At 72.1% G+C, this 18,010-nt stretch carries 17 protein-coding genes; 10 read left to right on the top strand and 7 right to left on the bottom strand.

Translation table 11 applies throughout. The annotated features are described in order from the left end of the window. Window positions 1-1,777: LuxR C-terminal-related transcriptional regulator (locus ACXR2U_RS15620; protein ID WP_458825986.1), on the top strand; the 1,777-nt coding region annotated here is incomplete at its 5' end. Between the two features lie 85 nt (window positions 1,778-1,862). Beyond that, window positions 1,863-2,117 (top strand): hypothetical protein, encoded by a 255-nt coding sequence (locus tag ACXR2U_RS15615; protein ID WP_458825985.1) that lies wholly within the window; start codon window positions 1,863-1,865, stop codon window positions 2,115-2,117. A gap of 7 nt (window positions 2,118-2,124) precedes the next feature. Here ACXR2U_RS15615 and ACXR2U_RS15610 read toward each other — a convergent pair whose 3' ends face one another. The 4 genes from ACXR2U_RS15610 to dxr all read right to left on the bottom strand — a co-directional run bounded on the left by ACXR2U_RS15610 (window position 2,125) and on the right by dxr (window position 6,894). Then, complete coding sequence (locus ACXR2U_RS15610; RefSeq protein WP_458825984.1) at window positions 2,125-3,012, bottom strand: GNAT family N-acetyltransferase; 888 nt, start codon at window positions 3,010-3,012, stop codon at window positions 2,125-2,127. A gap of 28 nt (window positions 3,013-3,040) precedes the next feature. After that, window positions 3,041-4,273, bottom strand: a complete 1,233-nt coding sequence (ispG, locus tag ACXR2U_RS15605) for a flavodoxin-dependent (E)-4-hydroxy-3-methylbut-2-enyl-diphosphate synthase (protein WP_458825983.1) — start codon at window positions 4,271-4,273, stop codon at window positions 3,041-3,043. A 76-nt stretch (window positions 4,274-4,349) separates the two neighbouring features. Then, on the bottom strand, window positions 4,350-5,651 hold the full coding sequence (locus ACXR2U_RS15600) for a M50 family metallopeptidase (protein WP_458825982.1): 1,302 nt from the start codon (window positions 5,649-5,651) through the stop codon (window positions 4,350-4,352). A 46-nt stretch (window positions 5,652-5,697) separates the two neighbouring features. Then, on the bottom strand, window positions 5,698-6,894 hold the full coding sequence (dxr, locus tag ACXR2U_RS15595) for a 1-deoxy-D-xylulose-5-phosphate reductoisomerase (protein ID WP_458825981.1): 1,197 nt from the start codon (window positions 6,892-6,894) through the stop codon (window positions 5,698-5,700). Between the two features lie 41 nt (window positions 6,895-6,935). On the opposite strand from dxr, the gene ACXR2U_RS15590 reads away from it, so the two are divergent. Then, window positions 6,936-7,223 carry a DUF2631 domain-containing protein gene (locus ACXR2U_RS15590; RefSeq protein ID WP_458825980.1) on the top strand — a complete coding sequence of 96 codons (288 nt, stop codon included), beginning with the start codon at window positions 6,936-6,938 and terminating at the stop codon, window positions 7,221-7,223. A gap of 197 nt (window positions 7,224-7,420) precedes the next feature. Here ACXR2U_RS15590 and ACXR2U_RS15585 read toward each other — a convergent pair whose 3' ends face one another. Further along, window positions 7,421-8,641: a saccharopine dehydrogenase family protein gene (locus tag ACXR2U_RS15585; RefSeq protein ID WP_458825979.1), complete on the bottom strand. Its 1,221-nt coding sequence runs from the start codon at window positions 8,639-8,641 to the stop codon at window positions 7,421-7,423. 192 nt (window positions 8,642-8,833) lie between these two features. Between ACXR2U_RS15585 and ACXR2U_RS15580 the strand changes: the two genes are divergently transcribed. Next, the gene (locus ACXR2U_RS15580; RefSeq protein ID WP_458825978.1) at window positions 8,834-10,480 is read left to right on the top strand and encodes an APC family permease; all 1,647 of its coding nucleotides are present in this window, start codon (window positions 8,834-8,836) and stop codon (window positions 10,478-10,480) included. Window positions 10,481-10,542: 62 nt separating this feature from the next. Here ACXR2U_RS15580 and ACXR2U_RS15575 read toward each other — a convergent pair whose 3' ends face one another. Beyond that, window positions 10,543-11,595 (bottom strand): fatty acid desaturase family protein, encoded by a 1,053-nt coding sequence (locus tag ACXR2U_RS15575; RefSeq protein ID WP_458825977.1) that lies wholly within the window; start codon window positions 11,593-11,595, stop codon window positions 10,543-10,545. A 289-nt stretch (window positions 11,596-11,884) separates the two neighbouring features. Between ACXR2U_RS15575 and ACXR2U_RS15570 the strand changes: the two genes are divergently transcribed. The 6 genes from ACXR2U_RS15570 (at window position 11,885) to ACXR2U_RS15545 (ending at window position 17,419) form a co-directional block, all read left to right on the top strand. Further along, window positions 11,885-13,138 carry a sensor histidine kinase gene (locus ACXR2U_RS15570; protein WP_458825976.1) on the top strand — a complete coding sequence of 418 codons (1,254 nt, stop codon included), beginning with the start codon at window positions 11,885-11,887 and terminating at the stop codon, window positions 13,136-13,138. After that, on the top strand, window positions 13,129-13,767 hold the full coding sequence (locus tag ACXR2U_RS15565; RefSeq protein ID WP_458825975.1) for a response regulator: 639 nt from the start codon (window positions 13,129-13,131) through the stop codon (window positions 13,765-13,767). Before ACXR2U_RS15570 ends, ACXR2U_RS15565 begins: the two co-directional genes overlap by 10 nt. A 48-nt stretch (window positions 13,768-13,815) precedes the next feature. Continuing rightward, the gene (locus ACXR2U_RS15560) at window positions 13,816-14,547 is read left to right on the top strand and encodes a hypothetical protein (RefSeq protein ID WP_458825974.1); all 732 of its coding nucleotides are present in this window, start codon (window positions 13,816-13,818) and stop codon (window positions 14,545-14,547) included. Between the two features lie 75 nt (window positions 14,548-14,622). Then, window positions 14,623-15,108 carry an Lrp/AsnC family transcriptional regulator gene (locus ACXR2U_RS15555; RefSeq protein WP_458825973.1) on the top strand — a complete coding sequence of 162 codons (486 nt, stop codon included), beginning with the start codon at window positions 14,623-14,625 and terminating at the stop codon, window positions 15,106-15,108. After that, the gene (locus tag ACXR2U_RS15550) at window positions 15,105-16,493 is read left to right on the top strand and encodes an aspartate aminotransferase family protein (protein WP_458825972.1); all 1,389 of its coding nucleotides are present in this window, start codon (window positions 15,105-15,107) and stop codon (window positions 16,491-16,493) included. The genes ACXR2U_RS15555 and ACXR2U_RS15550 overlap by 4 nt, the downstream gene beginning before the upstream one ends. Next, a complete protein-coding gene (locus ACXR2U_RS15545; protein ID WP_458825971.1) occupies window positions 16,478-17,419 on the top strand; it encodes an NAD(P)/FAD-dependent oxidoreductase in 942 nt (313 codons plus the stop codon). Before ACXR2U_RS15550 ends, ACXR2U_RS15545 begins: the two co-directional genes overlap by 16 nt. A gap of 8 nt (window positions 17,420-17,427) precedes the next feature. Here ACXR2U_RS15545 and ACXR2U_RS15540 read toward each other — a convergent pair whose 3' ends face one another. Further along, window positions 17,428-17,943: an ATP-binding protein gene (locus tag ACXR2U_RS15540; protein WP_458825970.1), complete on the bottom strand. Its 516-nt coding sequence runs from the start codon at window positions 17,941-17,943 to the stop codon at window positions 17,428-17,430. Between the last annotated feature and the right edge of the window lie 67 nt (window positions 17,944-18,010).

Genomic DNA, 18,010 nt, shown 5'->3' with positions numbered 1-18,010 from the left:
CGGCGACCACGCCGCCGCGGCGGCCGCCGCGCTCGGCGCGGCGAGGGGCCTCACGGCGCTCGCCGCGTACGGCGAGGCCTGGACGCACTACCGGACCGTGCTCGCCACCCCGACCGGGGACGACCCGTTGCCCCTCGCCCTCGAGGCGGCGGAGGCAGCGCGGCTGGCGGGCGAACCCGGCGCGGCCGCGGACGTGCTCGCCACCGCGATGTCCGCCACGCCCGCGGATCCGCCGGGACCGGCGCACGCCGCCGCGCTGGAACGGGTCGCGCTCTACCGGTGGGAGGCGGGTCGTCCCAGCGAGGCCATGGCCGCGTTCGAGGCCGCCGACGCGGCCCTCGGGCCGGGACTCAGCGCGGTCCACGCGCAGGTGTGGGCCGGGCGGGCCCGCGCGGCGTTCATCATGGCGCGCTTCGACGAGGCCGTCCGCGACGCCGACCGCGCCGTGGCTGCCGCCCGGGCGGTGTCCCCGGGGTCGGTGCTCGCCGACGCGCTGGTCACCCGGGGTACCGCGGCGGTCGTGCTCGGCGACGAGACCGGGCTGACGCCGCTGCTCGAGGGCGTCGAGCTCGCGCGCGCCGGCGGCGACGCCGGGGTGCTGTGCCGTGCGTACTCCAACCTCGTCGTCGCGTACGAGTACACGGGCCAGGTCGACCTGGCCGTCGAGACGTCCCTCGAGGGGCTGCGGGTGCTCCCGGAACACGGCCTGGAACTGGTCGTCGGCGCGGCCCTCGCCTCCAACGCCACGAACATGCTCATCCGGCGGGGGCGCTACGCCGAGTGCGCCGCGATCCTCGACGACCTGCTGGTCGGCCGCGCCGTGCGCGGGCAGGCCCTGCACCTCTACATCGAGAAGGCCGCCCTGCAGCTGGCCATGGGCGACGTCCCGGGCGCGCGCGCGAGCCTCGCGGCGTCGACGCCCCTGCTCGCCGCCGACGAGCCCGCGATCGTCGTCGCGATCGCGGAGACCACGGCGGAGTGCTTCCGCCAGGAGCAGGACTTCCCGAACTGCTACGCGACCGTGGTCGAGGCGCTCGAACGCACCGAGGACCCGCACTACCGCAGCGCGCTCGCCCTCATCGGGCTGCGGGCGGAGGCCGACCGCCCGGGCCCACGCACCGACCCCGACACCGTCGCCCGGCGGGAGCGGCTGCTGGCGGCGTTCGAACCTCCGGACGGCGGTGGGGACGGCGACGACGACGACCCCGACCACGACGTCAACCTCCGCGCCGAACGGGTCACCGCGTTCGCCGAGGCGGGCCGCGCCGCCGGCGACGACGACCCCGCCCGGTGGACCCGGGCCGTCCACCTGTGGCGCGAGGCCGCCCGCCCGCACGACGAGGCGTGGTGTCTGATCCGACAGGCCGAGGCGTACGTCGACCGACGTGACCGGGCCGCCGCCACCGAGGCGGTCGCCCGTGGCCGCGCGATCGCCGAACGCCTGCCGGCCGCACCGCTGCTCGCCGCCGCGGACGCGCTCGTGCGCCGTGCCCGCCTCACCCTGCCCGGCGACGCCGAGGAGGAACGCCCGCCGCCGGCCACCAGCGGGACGGGCACGGCGTACGGCCTCACGGCCCGTGAGATCGACGTGCTCGACCTGCTCGGTGACGGCAGCACCAACCGCGAGATCGCGCAGCGGCTGTTCATCAGCGAACGCACCGTCGGCGTGCACGTGACCAACCTGCTCCGCAAGCTCGGCGCCGCGAACCGCACCCAGGCCGCGGCGTTCGCCGCGCGGATCCCCGCCGACCACGCGTCGCACGCCCGACGTCCCTGACCGTCCACCACGACAGCCGCCCCACCACGACACCCGTCCCACCACGACACCCGTCCCACCACGAACCCGTACCGAGGAGAAGCCCGTGCCCGTCATCAAGCTGTCCCGCGTCGTCTACGTCCCCGACAACCCCGCCGCCCCCGGACCGGGCGACTCCGGCGGCCTGGACCTCGGCGGCGGCCCGATCGCGCTGCCCAACGGCTCGAAGCACTGCGCCATCGACGCCAAGGTCCTGGGCGACTTCCTCGACGCGATCGACGCACGCGGCATCGAGCTCGAGGACGGCCTGGAGCGGGCGCTGAAGCAGTACACCAAGCGCCTCAAGGACAAGGCCGAGTGACCGCCGGTCAGTAGAGGATCGTCGCCAGCGTGCCGACCTCGGCGAACCCGAGGCGGGCGTAGACCCGGCGGGCGGCGTGGTTGTAGTCGTTGACGTAGAGGCTCACCGCGGGCGCGATCCGCAAGCCCTCGACGACGACCGCGGCCACCCCGGCCGCGCCGAGACCCTGACCCCGGAACTCCGGGTCGACCCAGACGCCCTGGATCTGGGCGGTGTCCGCGGACACCGCCCCGATCTCGGCCTTGAACAGCACCCGGCCCCGGCGGTCGGTGCGGACGAAGGCGCGGCCGGCAGCGACCACCGCGGCGACCCGCGCCCGGTAGGCGGCCTCGCCGCCGGTGGCATAGGGGCTGACCCCGAGTTCGCCCGCGAACATCGCCGCGGCGGCGGGAACGTACGTGTCGAGGTCCGCCGGGACCGCGGCCCGCACGCCGGGGTCCGGCCGGACCCGCGGGGCCCGGTCCAGGACGAGCAGCGGCTGGCGCCAGCGGTCGGCGCGCGGCGGGCCCCACGCCGGAGCGACCTGCGCCCAGAGCGCGGCCAGGGTGTCCGCCTCGCCGACCAGTTCGGTGGCCCGCCGCTGCCGGGAGCCGACCGCGCGGCCGAGCGCAGCCAACGCTCGGACGTCACCGCCGACCGGCACCACGCTGCCGCCGACGAAACAGCAGGCCAGGATCTGCCGCGTGCGCGGGTCACGGACGCCGAGCACCTCACCGCCGAGACGGGCGGGGTGCAGCGATCCGGCCGCGGCGATCCGGGCGGCCAGCACACAGGCCGCGTACGGGTGCCGTTCCAGCAACCGTTGCAGTGACCACCGGTCGACGTCGTCGAGGACCTCGACCGCGGGCAGCCCGGAGGGGCCCTCGACCGGGGGCGGCGCGACGGTGGCGCTCATGATCGGACCGTACCCCGGTCCGCCGGGGTCAACGCACGGTGACGGTGGGCGACCCGGCCGACACGGCGGGGTCGGCCTCGGGGTCGATCTCCATGGCCTCCGCGAGGCGCATGGCCTCCTCGATGAGGGTCTCCACGATCTTGCTCTCGGGGACGGTCTTGACGACCTCACCCTTGACGAAGATCTGCCCCTTGCCGTTGCCGCTCGCGACGCCCAGGTCGGCCTCGCGGGCCTCGCCGGGTCCGTTCACGACGCAGCCCATGACGGCGACGCGCAGCGGCACCTCGATGCCCTCGAGGCCCGCGGTGACCTGGTCGGCGAGGGTGTAGACGTCGACCTGGGCCCGCCCGCACGACGGGCACGACACGATCTCGAGCCGGCGCTGACGCAGGTTCAGCGACTCGAGGATCGCGAGGCCCACCTTGACCTCCTCGACCGGCGGGGCCGAGAGCGAGACGCGGATGGTGTCGCCGATGCCCTGGCTCAGCAGCGCGCCGAACGCGGTGGCCGACTTGATCGTGCCCTGGAACGCGGGCCCCGCCTCGGTGACGCCGAGGTGCAGCGGGTAGTCGCACTGCTCGGACAGCAGCTCGTACGCGCGGACCATGACGACCGGGTCGTTGTGCTTGACCGAGATCTTGAAGTCGAAGAAGTCGTGTTCCTCGAACAGCGCGGCCTCGTTGAGGGCGGACTCGACCAGCGCCTCGGGCGTCGCCTTGCCGTACTTGGCCATCAGACGCTTGTCGAGCGAGCCCGCGTTGACGCCGATGCGGATCGGGGTGCCCGACGCCTTCGCCGCGCGGGCGATCTCCCCGACGTTGCCGTCGAACTCGCGGATGTTGCCGGGGTTGACCCGGACCGCGGCGCAGCCGGCGTCGATGGCCGCGAAGATGTAGCGCGGCTGGAAGTGGATGTCGGCGATGACCGGGATCTGCGACTTCTTCGCGATCGCGGGCAGCGCGTCGGCGTCGTCCTGACTGGGGACGGCGACCCGGACGATGTCGCAGCCACTCGCGGTCAGCTCGGCGATCTGCTGCAGGGTGGCGTTGACGTCGGAGGTCAGGGTCGTGCACATCGACTGGACGCTGATGGGCGCGCCGCCGCCGACCTTGACGCCGCCGACGTCGAGCTGCCGCGTCGGCTTGCGTTCGGCGAGCACGGGCGGGGCCACCTGGTTCGCGGGGATGACCGGCAGGGCGTTGCCCGCTCCGGTCGGGATGACAGAACCCAGCGTCACAGGAGTCGCACTCACGCGACCCATTGTCCACCCGGGGGCTGAGACCGCGGGAGAGCGCCAGCGACTGTTCACCGTCGGCGCACGCCCGAGGCGACGGCGACTACGACGAGATGGTGATCGGCTTCACGATGTCGGCGTAGACGACGAGCAGGGTGAAGACCAACAGCACACCGGCGACCCCGTACATGACCGGCAGCATCTGGGCGGTGTCGACGTGACCCGCCCACGGGCGCTTGCGGAGCCGGCCCCAGCCCCGCTTGGCCGCCTCCAGCAGCGCCCCGGCGACGTGGCCGCCGTCGAGCGGCAGCAGCGGCAGCAGGTTGAAGAAGAACAGCAGCAGGTTCAGGCCCGCGAGCAGCGAGATGAGGATGGCCGTCTTCTGCTCGAGGTCGAAGGCGTTCGAGGACGACACCTCGCCGCCGATGCGGGCGAGTCCGACGACGCCGACCGCGCCCTCCGGGTCACGCTGCTTGCCCTCGAAGACCGTGCCGAACAGGCTGGAGATCTTCGACGGCAGCGCCCCGAGCGCGGTGACCCCCTGCGCGATCTGGCTGCCGATCTGGCCGGGCACCTCGCTCGGCGAGGACTTGACGAACGAGACCGGTGCGTACGGGTAGAAGCCGACCTGGCCCACGGTCGTGGTCCGGCCGTCCTCGGTGACCTGCACGGCGCGCGGGGTGACGGTGAGCTCGGCGGTGCCGTCGCCGCGCTTGACGCTGATGGTGATGGGCGTGCCGGGGTTGGACCGGATGAGCTGCGACTCCTGGTCCCACGAGGTGACCGGGGTGCCGTTGACGGCGGTGATGACGTCGCCGTTCTGCAGCTTGCCCTTGGCGGGCGCCGGGAAGGATCCCGCGGGGCACGGGTCGTCCTCGGTGGCGGTGACACCGGCCGGCACCACGCAGTCGCTCACCAGCGCGACGGTGGTGGTCGGCGCGCCCTGGGTCTGGGTGCCGATCGTCAGCAGCAGGACGCTGGCGAGGACCAGGAAGATGACGAAGTTCATGATCGGCCCGCCGAGCATGATGAGCATCTTCTTGCCGGGGGTCAGCCGGTAGAACTGCCGCGGCTCGTCCTCGGGCGCGAGCACCTCGGACCGGCTGGTGGCCCGGAAGTCCTCCACCGCCAGCGCCAGGCGGCGCGGCCAGCGCGACCGCTTGCCGTCGGCCCGCGGCGGGATCATGCCGATCATCCGGATGTAGCCGCCGAGCGGGATCCACTTGATCCCGTACTCGGTCTCACCCCTCTTGCGCGACCAGGCGGTCGGCCCGAAACCGACCATGTACTGGGTGACCTTGACGCCGAACAGCTTGGCGAAGCTCAGGTGGCCCAACTCGTGGAGCGCGATCGACGCGAGCAGCCCGACGACGAAGATGAGGACGCCGAGCGCGTACAACCACACAGTTCAGGGCCTCTCACGACGACTCACCCGGTGCGACCGGGAGGGTTCAGACTAGGAGCGACCGCGCGCGGGCGCGCGCCCACTGCTCCGCTTCTTCGACGTCCTCGACGGTACGGGGGTTCCCGCCCCCTCCTCCGTGTTCGCTCAGCCACTGCTCCACGACGGTGCCGATCGAGTCGACGATGCCGAGGAACGGCAGCCGGCCGTCGTGGAAGGCGTCGACCAGTTCCTCGTTGGCCGCGTTGTAGACGGCCGGGGCGCAGCCGCCGGCGAGGCCCGCCCGGCGGCCCAGCGCGATCGCCGGGAAGGTCGTCTCGTCCAGTGGCTCGAAGGTCCAGGACGACGCCACGGTCCAGTCGACTGGTCCGGCGGCGCCCTCGATCCGGTCCGGCCAGCCCAGGGCGAGCGCGATCGGCAGGCGCATGTCGGGCGGGCTCGCCTGGGCGATGGTCGCGCCGTCGACGAACGTCACCATCGAGTGCACCACCGACTGCGGGTGGACGACGACGTCGATGCGGTCGTAGTCGACGTCGAACAGCAGCCGGGCCTCGATGACCTCGAGCGCCTTGTTGACCAGCGTCGCCGAGTTGGTGGTGATGAGCTTGCCCATGTCCCAGGTCGGGTGGGCCAGGGCCTCGGCCGGGGTGACGTCCCGCAGCTGCTCGCGGGTCCGACCCCGGAACGGCCCGCCGCTCGCCGTGACCACCAGCCGGGCGACCTCGCCCGCCGATCCCGAGCGCAGGCACTGCGCGAGCGCCGAGTGCTCGGAGTCGACCGGGACCAGCTGCCCGGGCTTCGCCGCCGCGGTGACCAACGGCCCACCCGCGATGAGTGACTCCTTGTTGGCCAGCGCCACCGTGGACCCGGCGTCGATCGCAGCGAGGGTCGCGCGGAGCCCGAGGCTGCCCGCGACCGCGTTGAGGACGGTGTGGGCGTCGCGCGCGGCGAGTTCCTGCACGGCGGTCGGGCCGGTGACGACCTCGGGGAGCGGACGGCCGTCGAACCGGACCCGCAGCGCGTCGACCAGCGCCTCGCGGTGGTCCTCGTTCGCCAGGCCGACCGCCTCGACGCCGAACTCCGCGGCCTGCTCCGCGAGGGTCTCGACACTCGAGGGCCGGCTGCCACCCGCGGCCACGGCGACGACGTCGACCCGCTCCGGGGCGAGCCGGGCGACCTCGAGGGTCTGGGTGCCCACCGACCCGGTGGACCCCAACAGGACGACGCGGCGGCGCTGATCTGTCACCCGGTCATCCTCCCGCTTCCCGGACTGGCAGAATCCACCCCATGGCGATCGTCCCGAAGCCCGGCAGTGAGCTCGACGCGCACGAGGGTCAGCCCGCCGACTACGTGCACGATCACCCGACCGAGACCCCCGAGGACTGGGGTTGGCACGGTGAGTGGGGCAAGTACGCCCGCATCGGCGGGTGGGTCAGCGCGATCATCCTGATCCTCATGGCCACCGCCACCCACTACAACAAGGCGGGCCAGGTCGCGCTGTTCGCGTTCGCCGCCCTGCTCGTCGTCGCCCTCATCCGCGACGCCGTGGTCCGCCGGACCTCCTGGCGCAGGTAGCCGACACCCGCTCCGGGCGAGTGGTCACGTCCTCCCCGGGCCCTGCTCTGGCGAGTGGGCACCTTCCCCGTCGAGTGGGCAGGAATTGGTGACCACTCGACGCCGGACGTGACCACTCGGCGAAGTCTCGTCACCCAGGTCTCGTCACCGGGGTCTCGTCACCGAGGTCTCGGACACCAGGGTCTCGGCACGAGCCGTCAGGCCGGGTCGAGCTCCTGCTGGCCCCACGGCGAGGCGTAGCCGTCACGGAGCAGGTCGAGGAACGGGATCGGCGGCAGGGCCTCGGGTCCGAGCACACCCGCGCCACTCCAGGCGCCGGTCGAGAGCAGTTCCAGGGCGACCACCGGGTTGACCGCGGTCTGCCACACGACGGCCTGGGCGCCGTACTCCGCCATCGACCACGCGTTGTCGACCACGTGGTAGAGGTAGGTCGAGCGCGGGTTGCCGTCCTTGCCCGTCCCCCGCACCCAGGTGCCGGCGCAGGTCTTGCCGCGCATCCGGTCCCCCAGCGTGGCCGGGTCGGGCAGGCAGGCGGCGACGACGTCGCGCGGTGAGACCTCGACCCCGCCCACCCGCACCGGCCGGGTCGAGTCCAGGCCGAGCGCGTGCAGCACCTTCAGCACGTTGATGAACTCGTTCCCGAGGCCGTACTTGAAGGTGACGCGCTTCGCGTCGACCCAGCGTGGGACGAGCAGCACCTCCTCGTGCTCCACGTTGACGCACTCGACCGGGCCGATGCCCTCCGGGAAGTCGAAGACCTCCGGCTCGGAGAACGGCGCGGTGGTCGTCCAGTCGCCGTTCTCCCAGATCACCGGCGGGTTGAGGCACTCCTCGATCGTGGTCCAGATCGAGAAGCTCGGGGCGACGATCGGTTCGCCGTCGTCACCCAGCACCTCGAGGTTGGCGCCGTCGCGGATGCCGACCTCGTCGATCTCGCTGAACAACTCGTCGGCGGCGTAGCGCGCGAAGACGTCAGCGAGGCCCGGCTCGACCCCGATGCCGACCAGCGCCAGCACGCCCGCCGCCTCGAAGTCGGCGGCGAGGGCGAACTGCTCGTCCCCGAGCTTGACCCCGGGCAGCTGGTGCGGGCGCTCCGGGTGCGGGGTCGACAGCGACATCGCCATGTCGAGGTAGGTGGTCCGGGTCTCCAACGCCGCCCGGAAGATCGGCATGGTGAACCGCGGGTCGGTCGCGCCGAGCACGGCGTCGACGTCCGCGAGCAGTTCGGCCAGGGCGAGTTGGTCGGAGGCGTCGACCCGGGCGGCCTCGAACCGGTCGTCGGCGACCGCGGCCACGGCCGCCTCGGCCTTGGCCAGGTCGTGGTCGGCGACGATCACACGGGTGGGGAACTCACGCCGGGCGAGGATGCGCACGGCGGCGCTCCCGACTCCACCGGCTCCGACGACGGCGACACGCACGATCAGGACACTCCTCGACGAGTAGCGATGCGGATCCCGTCACCGTAGCGAGTGACGGCGACGGAATCCATCGTGGAAACGGAGTCGAAACACCGAAACCCTTGCACCCGCGACGCTCAGCTGGATGAATGACCCTCCATCCGCACCCGTCACCGGACACGTGGGCCCTCGCGGCCCCAGGAGGGGAACCCGTTGACCGCCACCAGCACACCACCACCACCCGGCGCCCCGAGCTACGACCGCGACGACGGTGGCAAGGGGTTGAAGTCCGGCGCGATCGGCCTGGCCTCGAGCGTGGTGGTGGGCGTGGCATCGACCGCGCCGGCGTACTCGCTCGCGGCGACGCTGGGGTACGTCGTCATCCTCGTCGGCCTGCAGGCGCCGGCGGTCATCGTGCTCGCGTTCGTGCCGATCCTGTTCGTCTCGATCGGCTACCAGCAGCTCAACAAGCGCGAGCCGGACTGCGGCACGACCTTCACCTGGGCCACGAAGGCGTTCGGTCCGAAGTCGGGGTGGATGGGCGGCTGGGGCATCATCGCCGCCGACGTCCTGGTCATGGCCTCGCTCGCCCAGGTCGCCGGCCAGTACGTGTTCCTGCTGTTCGGCGCCGACGGCATCGGCGCGAACGCGGCGAGCGGGTGGGTGCTGCTGGTCGGCCTCATCTGGATGGCCCTCATGACGTGGATCTGTTACCGCGGGGTCGAGCTCTCGGCCAACATCCAGAAGGCGTTGCTGGCGCTCGAGGTCGTGGTGCTCGTGATCTTCGCGGTCACCGCCCTGGTCAAGGGCCTGGGCAGCGGCGCGCCCGCCACCGCCATCACGCCGTCGTGGGACTGGTTCAACCCCTTCAAGGTCGACGGCATCAACACCTTCGCCCAGGGCATCATCCTGATGCTCTTCATCTACTGGGGCTGGGACTCCGCTGTCGCGATCAACGAGGAGACCAAGGACCGCGACAAGACCCCCGGCCGCGCCGCGATCATCTCGACCCTGCTGCTGCTGGTCACCTACGTCATCGTCTCGCTGGCGTCCCAGACCTTCGCCGGGGTGGGTGACAGCGGGATCGGGCTCGCCAACGAGGACAACGCCACCGACATCCTCTCCGTGGTCGGCAACGCGGTGTTCGGCGACAGCGCCTTCGGCCAGGTGATGTCGAAGCTGCTGATCCTGCTGGTGTTGACCTCGGCCGCGGCCTCGACGCAGACCACGATCCTGCCGACGGCCCGGACCACGCTGTCGATGGCCGTCTACAAGGCCATCCCCGACACGTTCGCGAAGATCCACCCGAAGTACTTCAGCCCGACGTCGTCGACGATCTGGATGGGCGTGGTCTCGGCGCTGTTCTACCTGGCCGTGAACTTCTACAGCGACGGCGGCCTCATCGCCGACGCCGTGACGGCCATCGGCATGCTCATCGCGTTCTACTACGGGCTGACCGGCTTCGCGTGTGCCTGGTACTACCGCAAGGAACTGCTGGACAACGCCCGGACGTTCTTCCTGTGCGGGCTCATCCCGTTCCTCGGCGGCCTGATCATGTTCGGCGGCCTCGCCCTGACCGTCTACCAGGACTACAAGCCGATCAACAGCTACGTGGTGTTCACCATCCCGGGTACCGAGCACCAGATCGGCTGGGCGTTCCTCATCGGGGTCGGCTCGTTCGTGCTCGGCCTGATCCTCATGCTGATCGCGATGACCCGGTACAAGCCGTTCTTCCGCGGCGAGACCCTCAACCGCGACACCCCGATCCTCGCGCGGGAGGACGACCCGCTCGTCGGTGTGCTGCCCGATTCCCGCGAGAACCTGGTGCTGCCGCCGGATTCACCGCTGCGCAAGAACTGATGCACACAGCAACGGCGGCCGTCCCCGAGGGGGCGGCCGCCGTTGTCGTGTGTGGGGACGCGTCAGCGCAGCTCGGTGCCGACCTCGTGCAGGTAGGCGAGCGCGATGGCGTAGGACTTCGGCGCCGAGGTCTCGGTGTACGGCAGCCCCTGCGTCTCGCAGTGCGCCATGACCAGCGGCTTGAGCGCGCCCATCGAGTGGCGCGGGATGCTCGGGAACAGGTGGTGCTCGACCTGGTAGTTCAGGCCGCCCATGAGCCAGTCCGTGAGCGGGTGGGGGCGCACGTTGCGCGACGTCAGGACCTGACGCTGCAGGTGGGTCCAGTGCTCACCCGGCTGCGGCATCGGCATGCCCTTGTGGTTCGGCGCGAACGCGAGGCCGAGGTGCAGGCCGAAGATCGCCTGGTGCACGAAGAAGAACGCCACGACCTGCAGCGGGCTCAGCACCAGTGACAGCAGACCGAAGTAGAGGACGGCGTGCGTCAGCAGCAGGGCGATCTCGCCCCACGCCTTGCGCTTCCACACGTCCTGGGCGCTCGCGACCTTGAGGTTGAGCCCCTCGAGGGTCAGCATCGGGATGAACGCGTAGCCCTGGTGGGCGGCGAGCCACTTCAGGACGCCGTTGCGGTCGTCGGCCGCCTGCTCCGGGGTCCAGGCGATGACGCCGGTGCCGACGTCGGGGTCCTTCTCGACGTCGTTGGGGTTGGCGTGGTGGCGGTTGTGCTTGCGGTCCCACCAGCCCTGGCTCATGCCCGAGAGCACGTTGGCGAGGACCAGGCCGAGCCGGCGGTTCATCTGCGGGGTGCGGGCGACCTGCCGGTGACCGGCGTCGTGGCCGAGGAAGCCGATGCGAGCGCTCCACAGCGCGAGCGGCGCCGCGGCGCACAGCGCCCACCACGATCCGCCGGCGGCCAGGAGGATCACGACGGTCGCGACGAGCAGCAGCGAGTCCCCGAGGACCGACGCGACGTACATGCCTCGGCGACGCCGGAGCAGGTCGTGCTCCTTGACGAGGGCGACGAGCGGACCGAAGTCGCTCTCGGTCTTCGCGCGGGAGCGGGACGGGGTGCCGGTGAGCGTCGCGGTGGCGACGGGCGCGGGCAGGACAGCGGTCACAGCAGGTGGCCTCCGGGTCGGTTCGAGGGGGTGCGTCCAGCCTGACCGGCCGCGGGCGTGGAGGCAGTGGGTCCACGGAGCGGATCCGTGGTGGGCCTAGACCCCCCTCGGGCGCCGGGACTGTGACGAGGCTGTGGCGACACACGTCGGCGGCTGTGCATCGGGCCGGCCGACGGTGACCTCGACCTCGTGCGACGCGCCGCCGGATCCGCATCGGCCCGGTGGGACCATCGACACCAAGCGGTGCCCGCCCACCGCGGACGACCCGACCACGACCACGGAGGCCCGGATGCCCACGCGCTGGCACGCGCGCAGCGGCCTCACCGCCCTGGCCTTCGCCCTGGTCGTCGCCGGCGTCGTCGAACTGGCCGTGGGCTGGACGCTCTCGCTGCTCGGCGGCGGGCTCGTGCTCACCGTGGTCGGCACGCCGATGGCGATCGCGGCGACCCTCGTGGTCCGCCGCTTCGCCCACATCGAACGGTTCGTCGCCGGGCGCGTGCTCGGGCAACCGGTCCCCCACTACTACCGCCCGCTGACGGGCAACTGGTGGCGCCGCGGGCTGATCGTGGTGGGCGACCCCGCGACCTGGCGCGACCTCACCTGGCTCGTCGTCGCGGCGACCTACGGGGTCGTGCTGAGCGCCGCCGTCGTCGTGCTCGCGTGCGGGATCCTCTGGTACGCGGCCTTCCCCCTGCTGTGGCTCGTCACGCCCACGGGGTTGTTCGCCGCCGACTACGGCTTCGTCCGGTTCGACTCGCAGGCCAGTTCGTTCATCGCGTGGGCCTTCGCGGTGGCGTTCGCCCTCGCGTGGTGGTGGGCGACCCCGCAGTTGATGATCCTGCGGGCGCGGGCCGCCCGGTCGCTGCTGCGCCCCACCGAGGGCGGCGCCCTACGCATGCGGGTCGAGCAGCTCGCGGCGACGCGCGCCCAGGCCGTCGACGCCAGCGCCGCGGAGCTGCGCCGCATCGAACGCGACCTCCACGACGGTGTGCAGGCGCGGCTCGTCGCCCTCGGCATGAACCTCGGCCTGGCCGAGCAGATGTTCGACCGTGACCCGGCCGGCGCACGCGCGCTGATCGCCGAGGCCCGCGAGGCCACCAGCGCCGGCCTGGTCGAGCTGCGCAGCGTGGTCCGCGGGATCCACCCGCCGGTGCTGGCCGACCGCGGACTCGTCGGCGCGGTCCAGGCGGCGGCGATGGCGAGCCCGGTCGAGGTCACCGTCGAGGCCGAGGGCGTCGACCGGTTGAGCGCACCGGTCGAGTCCGCGGTGTACTTCGCGGTCGCCGAACTGCTCACCAACGTCGTGCGGCACAGCGGGGCGCAGCGCGGGTGGGTGAAGCTGAGCGTGGTCGAGGCGGACCGTGGTCCCGGGGTCCTGCGGGCCGCTGTCGGCGACGACGGCTGCGGCGGCGCCTGCCTCGACAGCCACGGCAGCGGGTTGGTCGGGGTGCGGCGCCGGCTGGCCGCCTTCGACGGCACCGTCACCGTCGACAGTCCCCCGGGTGGTCCCACCTGGATCGTCCTGGAGGTCCCGTGCGCATAGTCATCGGGGAGGACCTGGCGCTGCTGCGCGACGGTCTGGTGCGGCTGCTCGAGGCCAGCGGGTTCGAGGTGGTCGCGGCCGTCGACAACGGCCCTGACCTGCTGCGCGAACTGGTGCAGCAACGCCCCGACGTCGCGGTGGTCGACGTCCGCTTGCCCCCGACGTTCACCGACGAGGGCGTGCGCGCCGTCATCGAGGCGCGACGTCAGGTGCCGGGTCTCCCGGTGCTCGTCCTGTCGCAGTACGTCGAGCAGCTCTACGCCCACGAGCTCCTGGCCGACGCCCTGGGAGGCATCGGGTACCTGCTGAAGGACCGGATCTCGGACCCGGCGCAGTTCGTCGACGCCGTCCGCCGGGTCGCCGCCGGCGGCACCGCCCTCGACCCGGAGGTGGTGTCGCAGCTGCTCGGGCGGCGGCGCACGCCGTTGCAGACGCTCACCCCCCGCGAGCTCGAGGTGCTCGGACAGATGGCGCAGGGCCGGTCCAACGCGGCCGTGGCCGCGGCCCTGACGATCACCGAGAAGGCGGTCGGCAAGCACACCAACAACATCTTCTCCAAGCTCGGCCTGCCGCCGTCGGAGGACGACAACCGCCGCGTCCTGGCCGTCCTCGCCTACCTCGACCAGTGACGCCCGCTCCCACCGGGTGACCCGGGGCGGCTGTGAGACAGTCGGACCATGGGCCTGTTGGGACTTCCCGTGCCGGGACCGGGTGACGTCGCCCGCGCCTCCCTCGGGGCGCTGACCGCGCTCGACCAGGCGGTGAACCTCGTGCCGCGGGTGGTGACGCTGGTCGGTCGACTCGAGGTGCTCGCTGCCCGCGCCGACCGCCTCATCACGGCGGTGGAGGAGGTCGTCGGCGTCGCGGGTGGCACCGTGGAGCGGGTCGGGCGCGTGGTCGACACCGCCGCCGGCACGGTCGAGCGGGTCGACGACGTCGTCACCGTCGCCGCCGGCACCGTCGGCCGGGTCGACGGTGTGGTCGACGGCGCCGAGGTCGTCGTGGGCCGCACCGGCGAGGTCGTCGGCGGCGCCGATGCGATCCTGCGCCGCACCGCCGAGGTGGTCGACGGGGCCGACGCCGTGCTCGGCAAGTCGAGCCGGCTGGTCGACCGGATCACCGAGACCACCAGCGACGAGGAACTCGAGGCGATCGTCCACCTCATCGACACCCTCCCGCAGGCCGTCGACGTGCTGCGGGACGAGGTGCTGCCGGTGATGTCGACCCTCGGCACCGTCGCGCCCGACCTGCGCGACCTGCTCGACATCGCCAGCCAGCTCAACGGCGTCATCGGTTCGGTTCCCGGGTTGGGCCGGATCAAGAAGCGGGTGGAGAAGGCCCAGGCCGAGGAGGACGGCGAGAGCTACCGCGCCGACGACGAACCGCCCTCGGCGCCGGCGCGCGACTGACACCAGCGGTCAGGACGACGGATTCCGTCGCGAACGACGGGAAACGCCGCGGAATCGCTTGCACAGCCTGCCACGGTGGGCGACACTGCCCCGGTGGACGCGCCGCGCAGCCCCCACCTCGACGAGGTGTCCCGGGCGATCATCGCCCAGTTGCAGGAGGACGGCCGCCGGGCCTACGCCACCATCGGCAAGGCCGTCGGGCTGTCCGAGGCGGCCGTGCGGCAGCGGGTCCAGAAGCTGCTCGAGGCGGGCGTCATGCAGATCGTCGCCGTCACCGACCCGCTGCAGATGGGCTTCGCGCGTGAAGCGCTCATCGGCGTGGTCACCGACGGCGCCATCACGGCGGTCGGCACGGCCCTCACCGACGACGTCGACATCGACTACGTCGTGGTCACCGCCGGCACCTTCGACCTGGTGTGCGAGGCGGTCGCGACCGACGACGACCACCTGCTCGAGATCATCACCCGCATCCGGGCCATCCCGGGCGTGGTCCGCACCGAGACGTTCATGTACCTGAAGCTGATGAAGCAGACCTACGACTGGGGGACGCGACAAGCATGACCACTACGCCGAACGACGCTCCGACGGGCGAGGCGGCCGGCCGTCGCGCGTCCGAGAACCTCTGGATGCACTTCAGCCGCATGGGGTCCTACGGCGAGTCCGAGATCCCGACCATCGTCCGTGGCGAGGGTGCCTACATCTGGGACGACCGCGGCCGCCGCTACCTCGACGGCCTCGCCGGACTGTTCGTCGTGCAGGCGGGCCACGGTCGCACGGAGTTGGCGGAGGCGGCCTACAAGCAGGCGCAGGAGCTCGCCTTCTTCCCGCTCTGGAGCTACGCCCACCCGCAGGCGGTCGAACTGGCGCAGCGGCTGGCGGACGAAGCCCCCGGCGACATCAACAAGGTCTTCTTCACCACCGGCGGCGGCGAGGCCGTCGAGACGGCCTGGAAGCTCGCCAAGCAGTACTTCAAGCTGATGGGGAAACCCCTCAAGCACAAGGTGATCAGCCGTTCGGTCGCCTACCACGGCACTCCCCAGGGCGCCCTCGCGATCACCGGTATCCCCGCGGCCAAGCAGATGTTCGAGCCGCTCACGCCGGGCGGGTTCCGCGTGCCCAACACCAACTTCTACCGCGCCACCGAACACGGCGACGACCTGGAGGCGTTCGGCCGCTGGGCCGCCGACCGCATCGAGGAGGCGATCCTGTTCGAGGGGCCCGACACCGTCGCGTGCGTGTTCCTCGAGCCGGTGCAGAACTCCGGTGGCTGCTTCCCGCCGCCGCCGGGCTACTTCCAGCGGGTGCGCGAGATCTGCGACCGGTACGACGTCCTGCTCGTCTCCGACGAGGTCATCTGCGCGTTCGGACGGCTCGGCACCATGTTCGCCTGCGACAAGTTCGGCTACGTCCCCGACATGATCACCTGCGCCAAGGGGATGACCAGCGGGTACTCGCCGATCGGCGCGTGCCTGGTCTCGGACCGGATCGCGGAACCGTTCTGGACGGGCACGACCTCGTTCCCCCACGGCTACACCTTCGGCGGGCACCCCGTGTCGGCCGCGGTGGCCCAGGCCAACCTCGACCTGTTCGCCCGTGAGGGCCTGCTCCAGCACGTGCTGGACCAGGAGGGCGCTTTCCGGTCGACGCTGGAGAAGCTCAACGACCTGCCGATCGTCGGCGACGTGCGCGGCGACGGCTACTTCTACGGCATCGAGATGGTGAAGGACAAGGCCACCAAGGAGACCTTCGACGACGACGAGTCGGAGCGGCTGTTGCGCGGCTTCCTGTCCAAGGCGCTGTTCGACGCCGGTCTCTACTGCCGCGCCGACGACCGGGGCGACCCGGTGATCCAGCTCTCCCCGCCGTTGATCTGCGAGCAATCCCACTTCGACGAGATCGAGCAGATCCTGCGCGGGGTACTGACGGAGGCGTGGACTCGCCTGTAGGTCAGACCGTCACCGTCGTCGGGGCGGGTGTCGCCGGCGCGGCGTGTGCTGTCGCGCTCATCGCGGCCGACGTGCCCGTGCGCGTCGTCGAGCGCGGACGCGCGCCCGGCGGCCGGATGGCCTCACCCGAGGTGCAAGGGCGCCGGGTCGACCTCGGTGCCGGCTACTTCACCGTCAAGGACGACGGCTTCTCGGCCGTCGTCGACGGGTGGGAGGCCGCGGGCCTCGCGCGTCCGTGGACCGACACCTTCTCGGTGCTGACGCGCGGCGCGGAACCGTCGAGCTCGAGTGGGCCGGTGCGCTGGGCGACCCCGGGCGGCCTGCGGTCGCTGGTGCGCGCGCTGCTCGACGGCGCGGGCGTCGAGGTCGAGTACGAGGTCGTGATCGAGTCGCCGCCGGAGGGTCCGGTCGTCCTCGCGATGCCCGACCCGCAGGCCCAGCGCATCTTCGCCGCACCGGAACTGCGTTTCGTCGACTACGACCCGGTGATCGCCGTCGCGTGCGGCTTCGACGAACGCCGCTGGTCTGTGTTGCACGATGCAGCGTTCGTGAACGACCACCCCGACGTCTCGTTCATCGCCGACGACGGCGCGCGTCGCGGTGACGGCGCGCCGGTCCTCGTCGCCCACACCACACCCGAACGCGCCCGCAAACACCTCGTCATGCCCGACGACGCCGCCCGCCCGGTCGTCGCGGCCCTGACCGAACTGCTCGGCACCGGCGAACCGCTCTGGACCCACACCCACCGGTGGACGTTCGCCAAACCCGCCGACGCCCACGAGCACACGTTCCACCTGCACCAGGGCAGCAGCGGCGCGCCGGTCGGTCTCGCGGGCGACCAGTGGTGCCCCGAGGGCTCACCGCGCGTCGAGAGCGCGTGGCGCTCCGGCACCGATCTCGGGCGGGCGCTGGTCGCCGCGCTCTGACGTCCGGGTCAGAACCGGCGGATCTCGGGTTCGCGGTCGGGCGACGCCGGCGGGGTGGCGGGCAGTGCGAACCAGGTCGTCGTGACGCCCGCCCGGCGGACGAAGCCCCACTCGGACGCCACGGCGTCGAGGATGCGCAGGCCGCGGCCGCGCACCGCGCGTGGTTCGAGCGTGTCGGGATCATCGAGGGCGCCCACCGGCAGCCGACCGCCGGCGGGGGCGACCTCGGGAGCCTGCTCGACGACGGCGACGGCGATGCGGTCCGCTGTCACCCGCACCCGCACCCCGACCGACGTGCTCGAGGTGTGGTGACGCACGTTGGTGACCAGTTCGGAGACCAGCACCATCGCGTCGGCGATGGTGTCGGTGTCGACGGCCCAGGCGTTCAACGCGGTGAGGACGTGGGCGCGGACCTCGCTCGCGACCCCGGGTTCGTCGCAGCGGAACCAGACGAGCGCGGCGGTGGAGTCCTCCGTGGTCGCGATCACGGCGACGTCGTCCGGTTCGTCGGTCGGACCGGGCACGAGGCTCAGGGTCGGCAACGCGTCACTCCTGCCGGTCACCAGCACCGCGGGGCCGGAGTGCTGTCGA

This window comes from Jatrophihabitans sp. YIM 134969 (assembly GCF_054456675.1).
Note: the sequence above shows the minus strand (reverse complement) of the source record. Positions and strands in the feature narration are given on the sequence as shown.

What these genes read in the sequence shown, in the direction of transcription:
- ACXR2U_RS15610 (WP_458825984.1), bottom strand. Translation starts at nt 3,012, where the DNA reads ATGAGCGCCACCGTCGCGCCGCCCCCGGTCGAGGGCCCCTCCGGGCTG.
- ispG (WP_458825983.1), bottom strand. Translation starts at nt 4,273, where the DNA reads ATGGGTCGCGTGAGTGCGACTCCTGTGACGCTGGGTTCTGTCATCCCG.
- ACXR2U_RS15590 (WP_458825980.1), top strand. Translation starts at nt 6,936, where the DNA reads ATGGCGATCGTCCCGAAGCCCGGCAGTGAGCTCGACGCGCACGAGGGT.
- ACXR2U_RS15570 (WP_458825976.1), top strand. Translation starts at nt 11,885, where the DNA reads ATGCCCACGCGCTGGCACGCGCGCAGCGGCCTCACCGCCCTGGCCTTC.
- ACXR2U_RS15560 (WP_458825974.1), top strand. Translation starts at nt 13,816, where the DNA reads ATGGGCCTGTTGGGACTTCCCGTGCCGGGACCGGGTGACGTCGCCCGC.
- ACXR2U_RS15550 (WP_458825972.1), top strand. Translation starts at nt 15,105, where the DNA reads ATGACCACTACGCCGAACGACGCTCCGACGGGCGAGGCGGCCGGCCGT.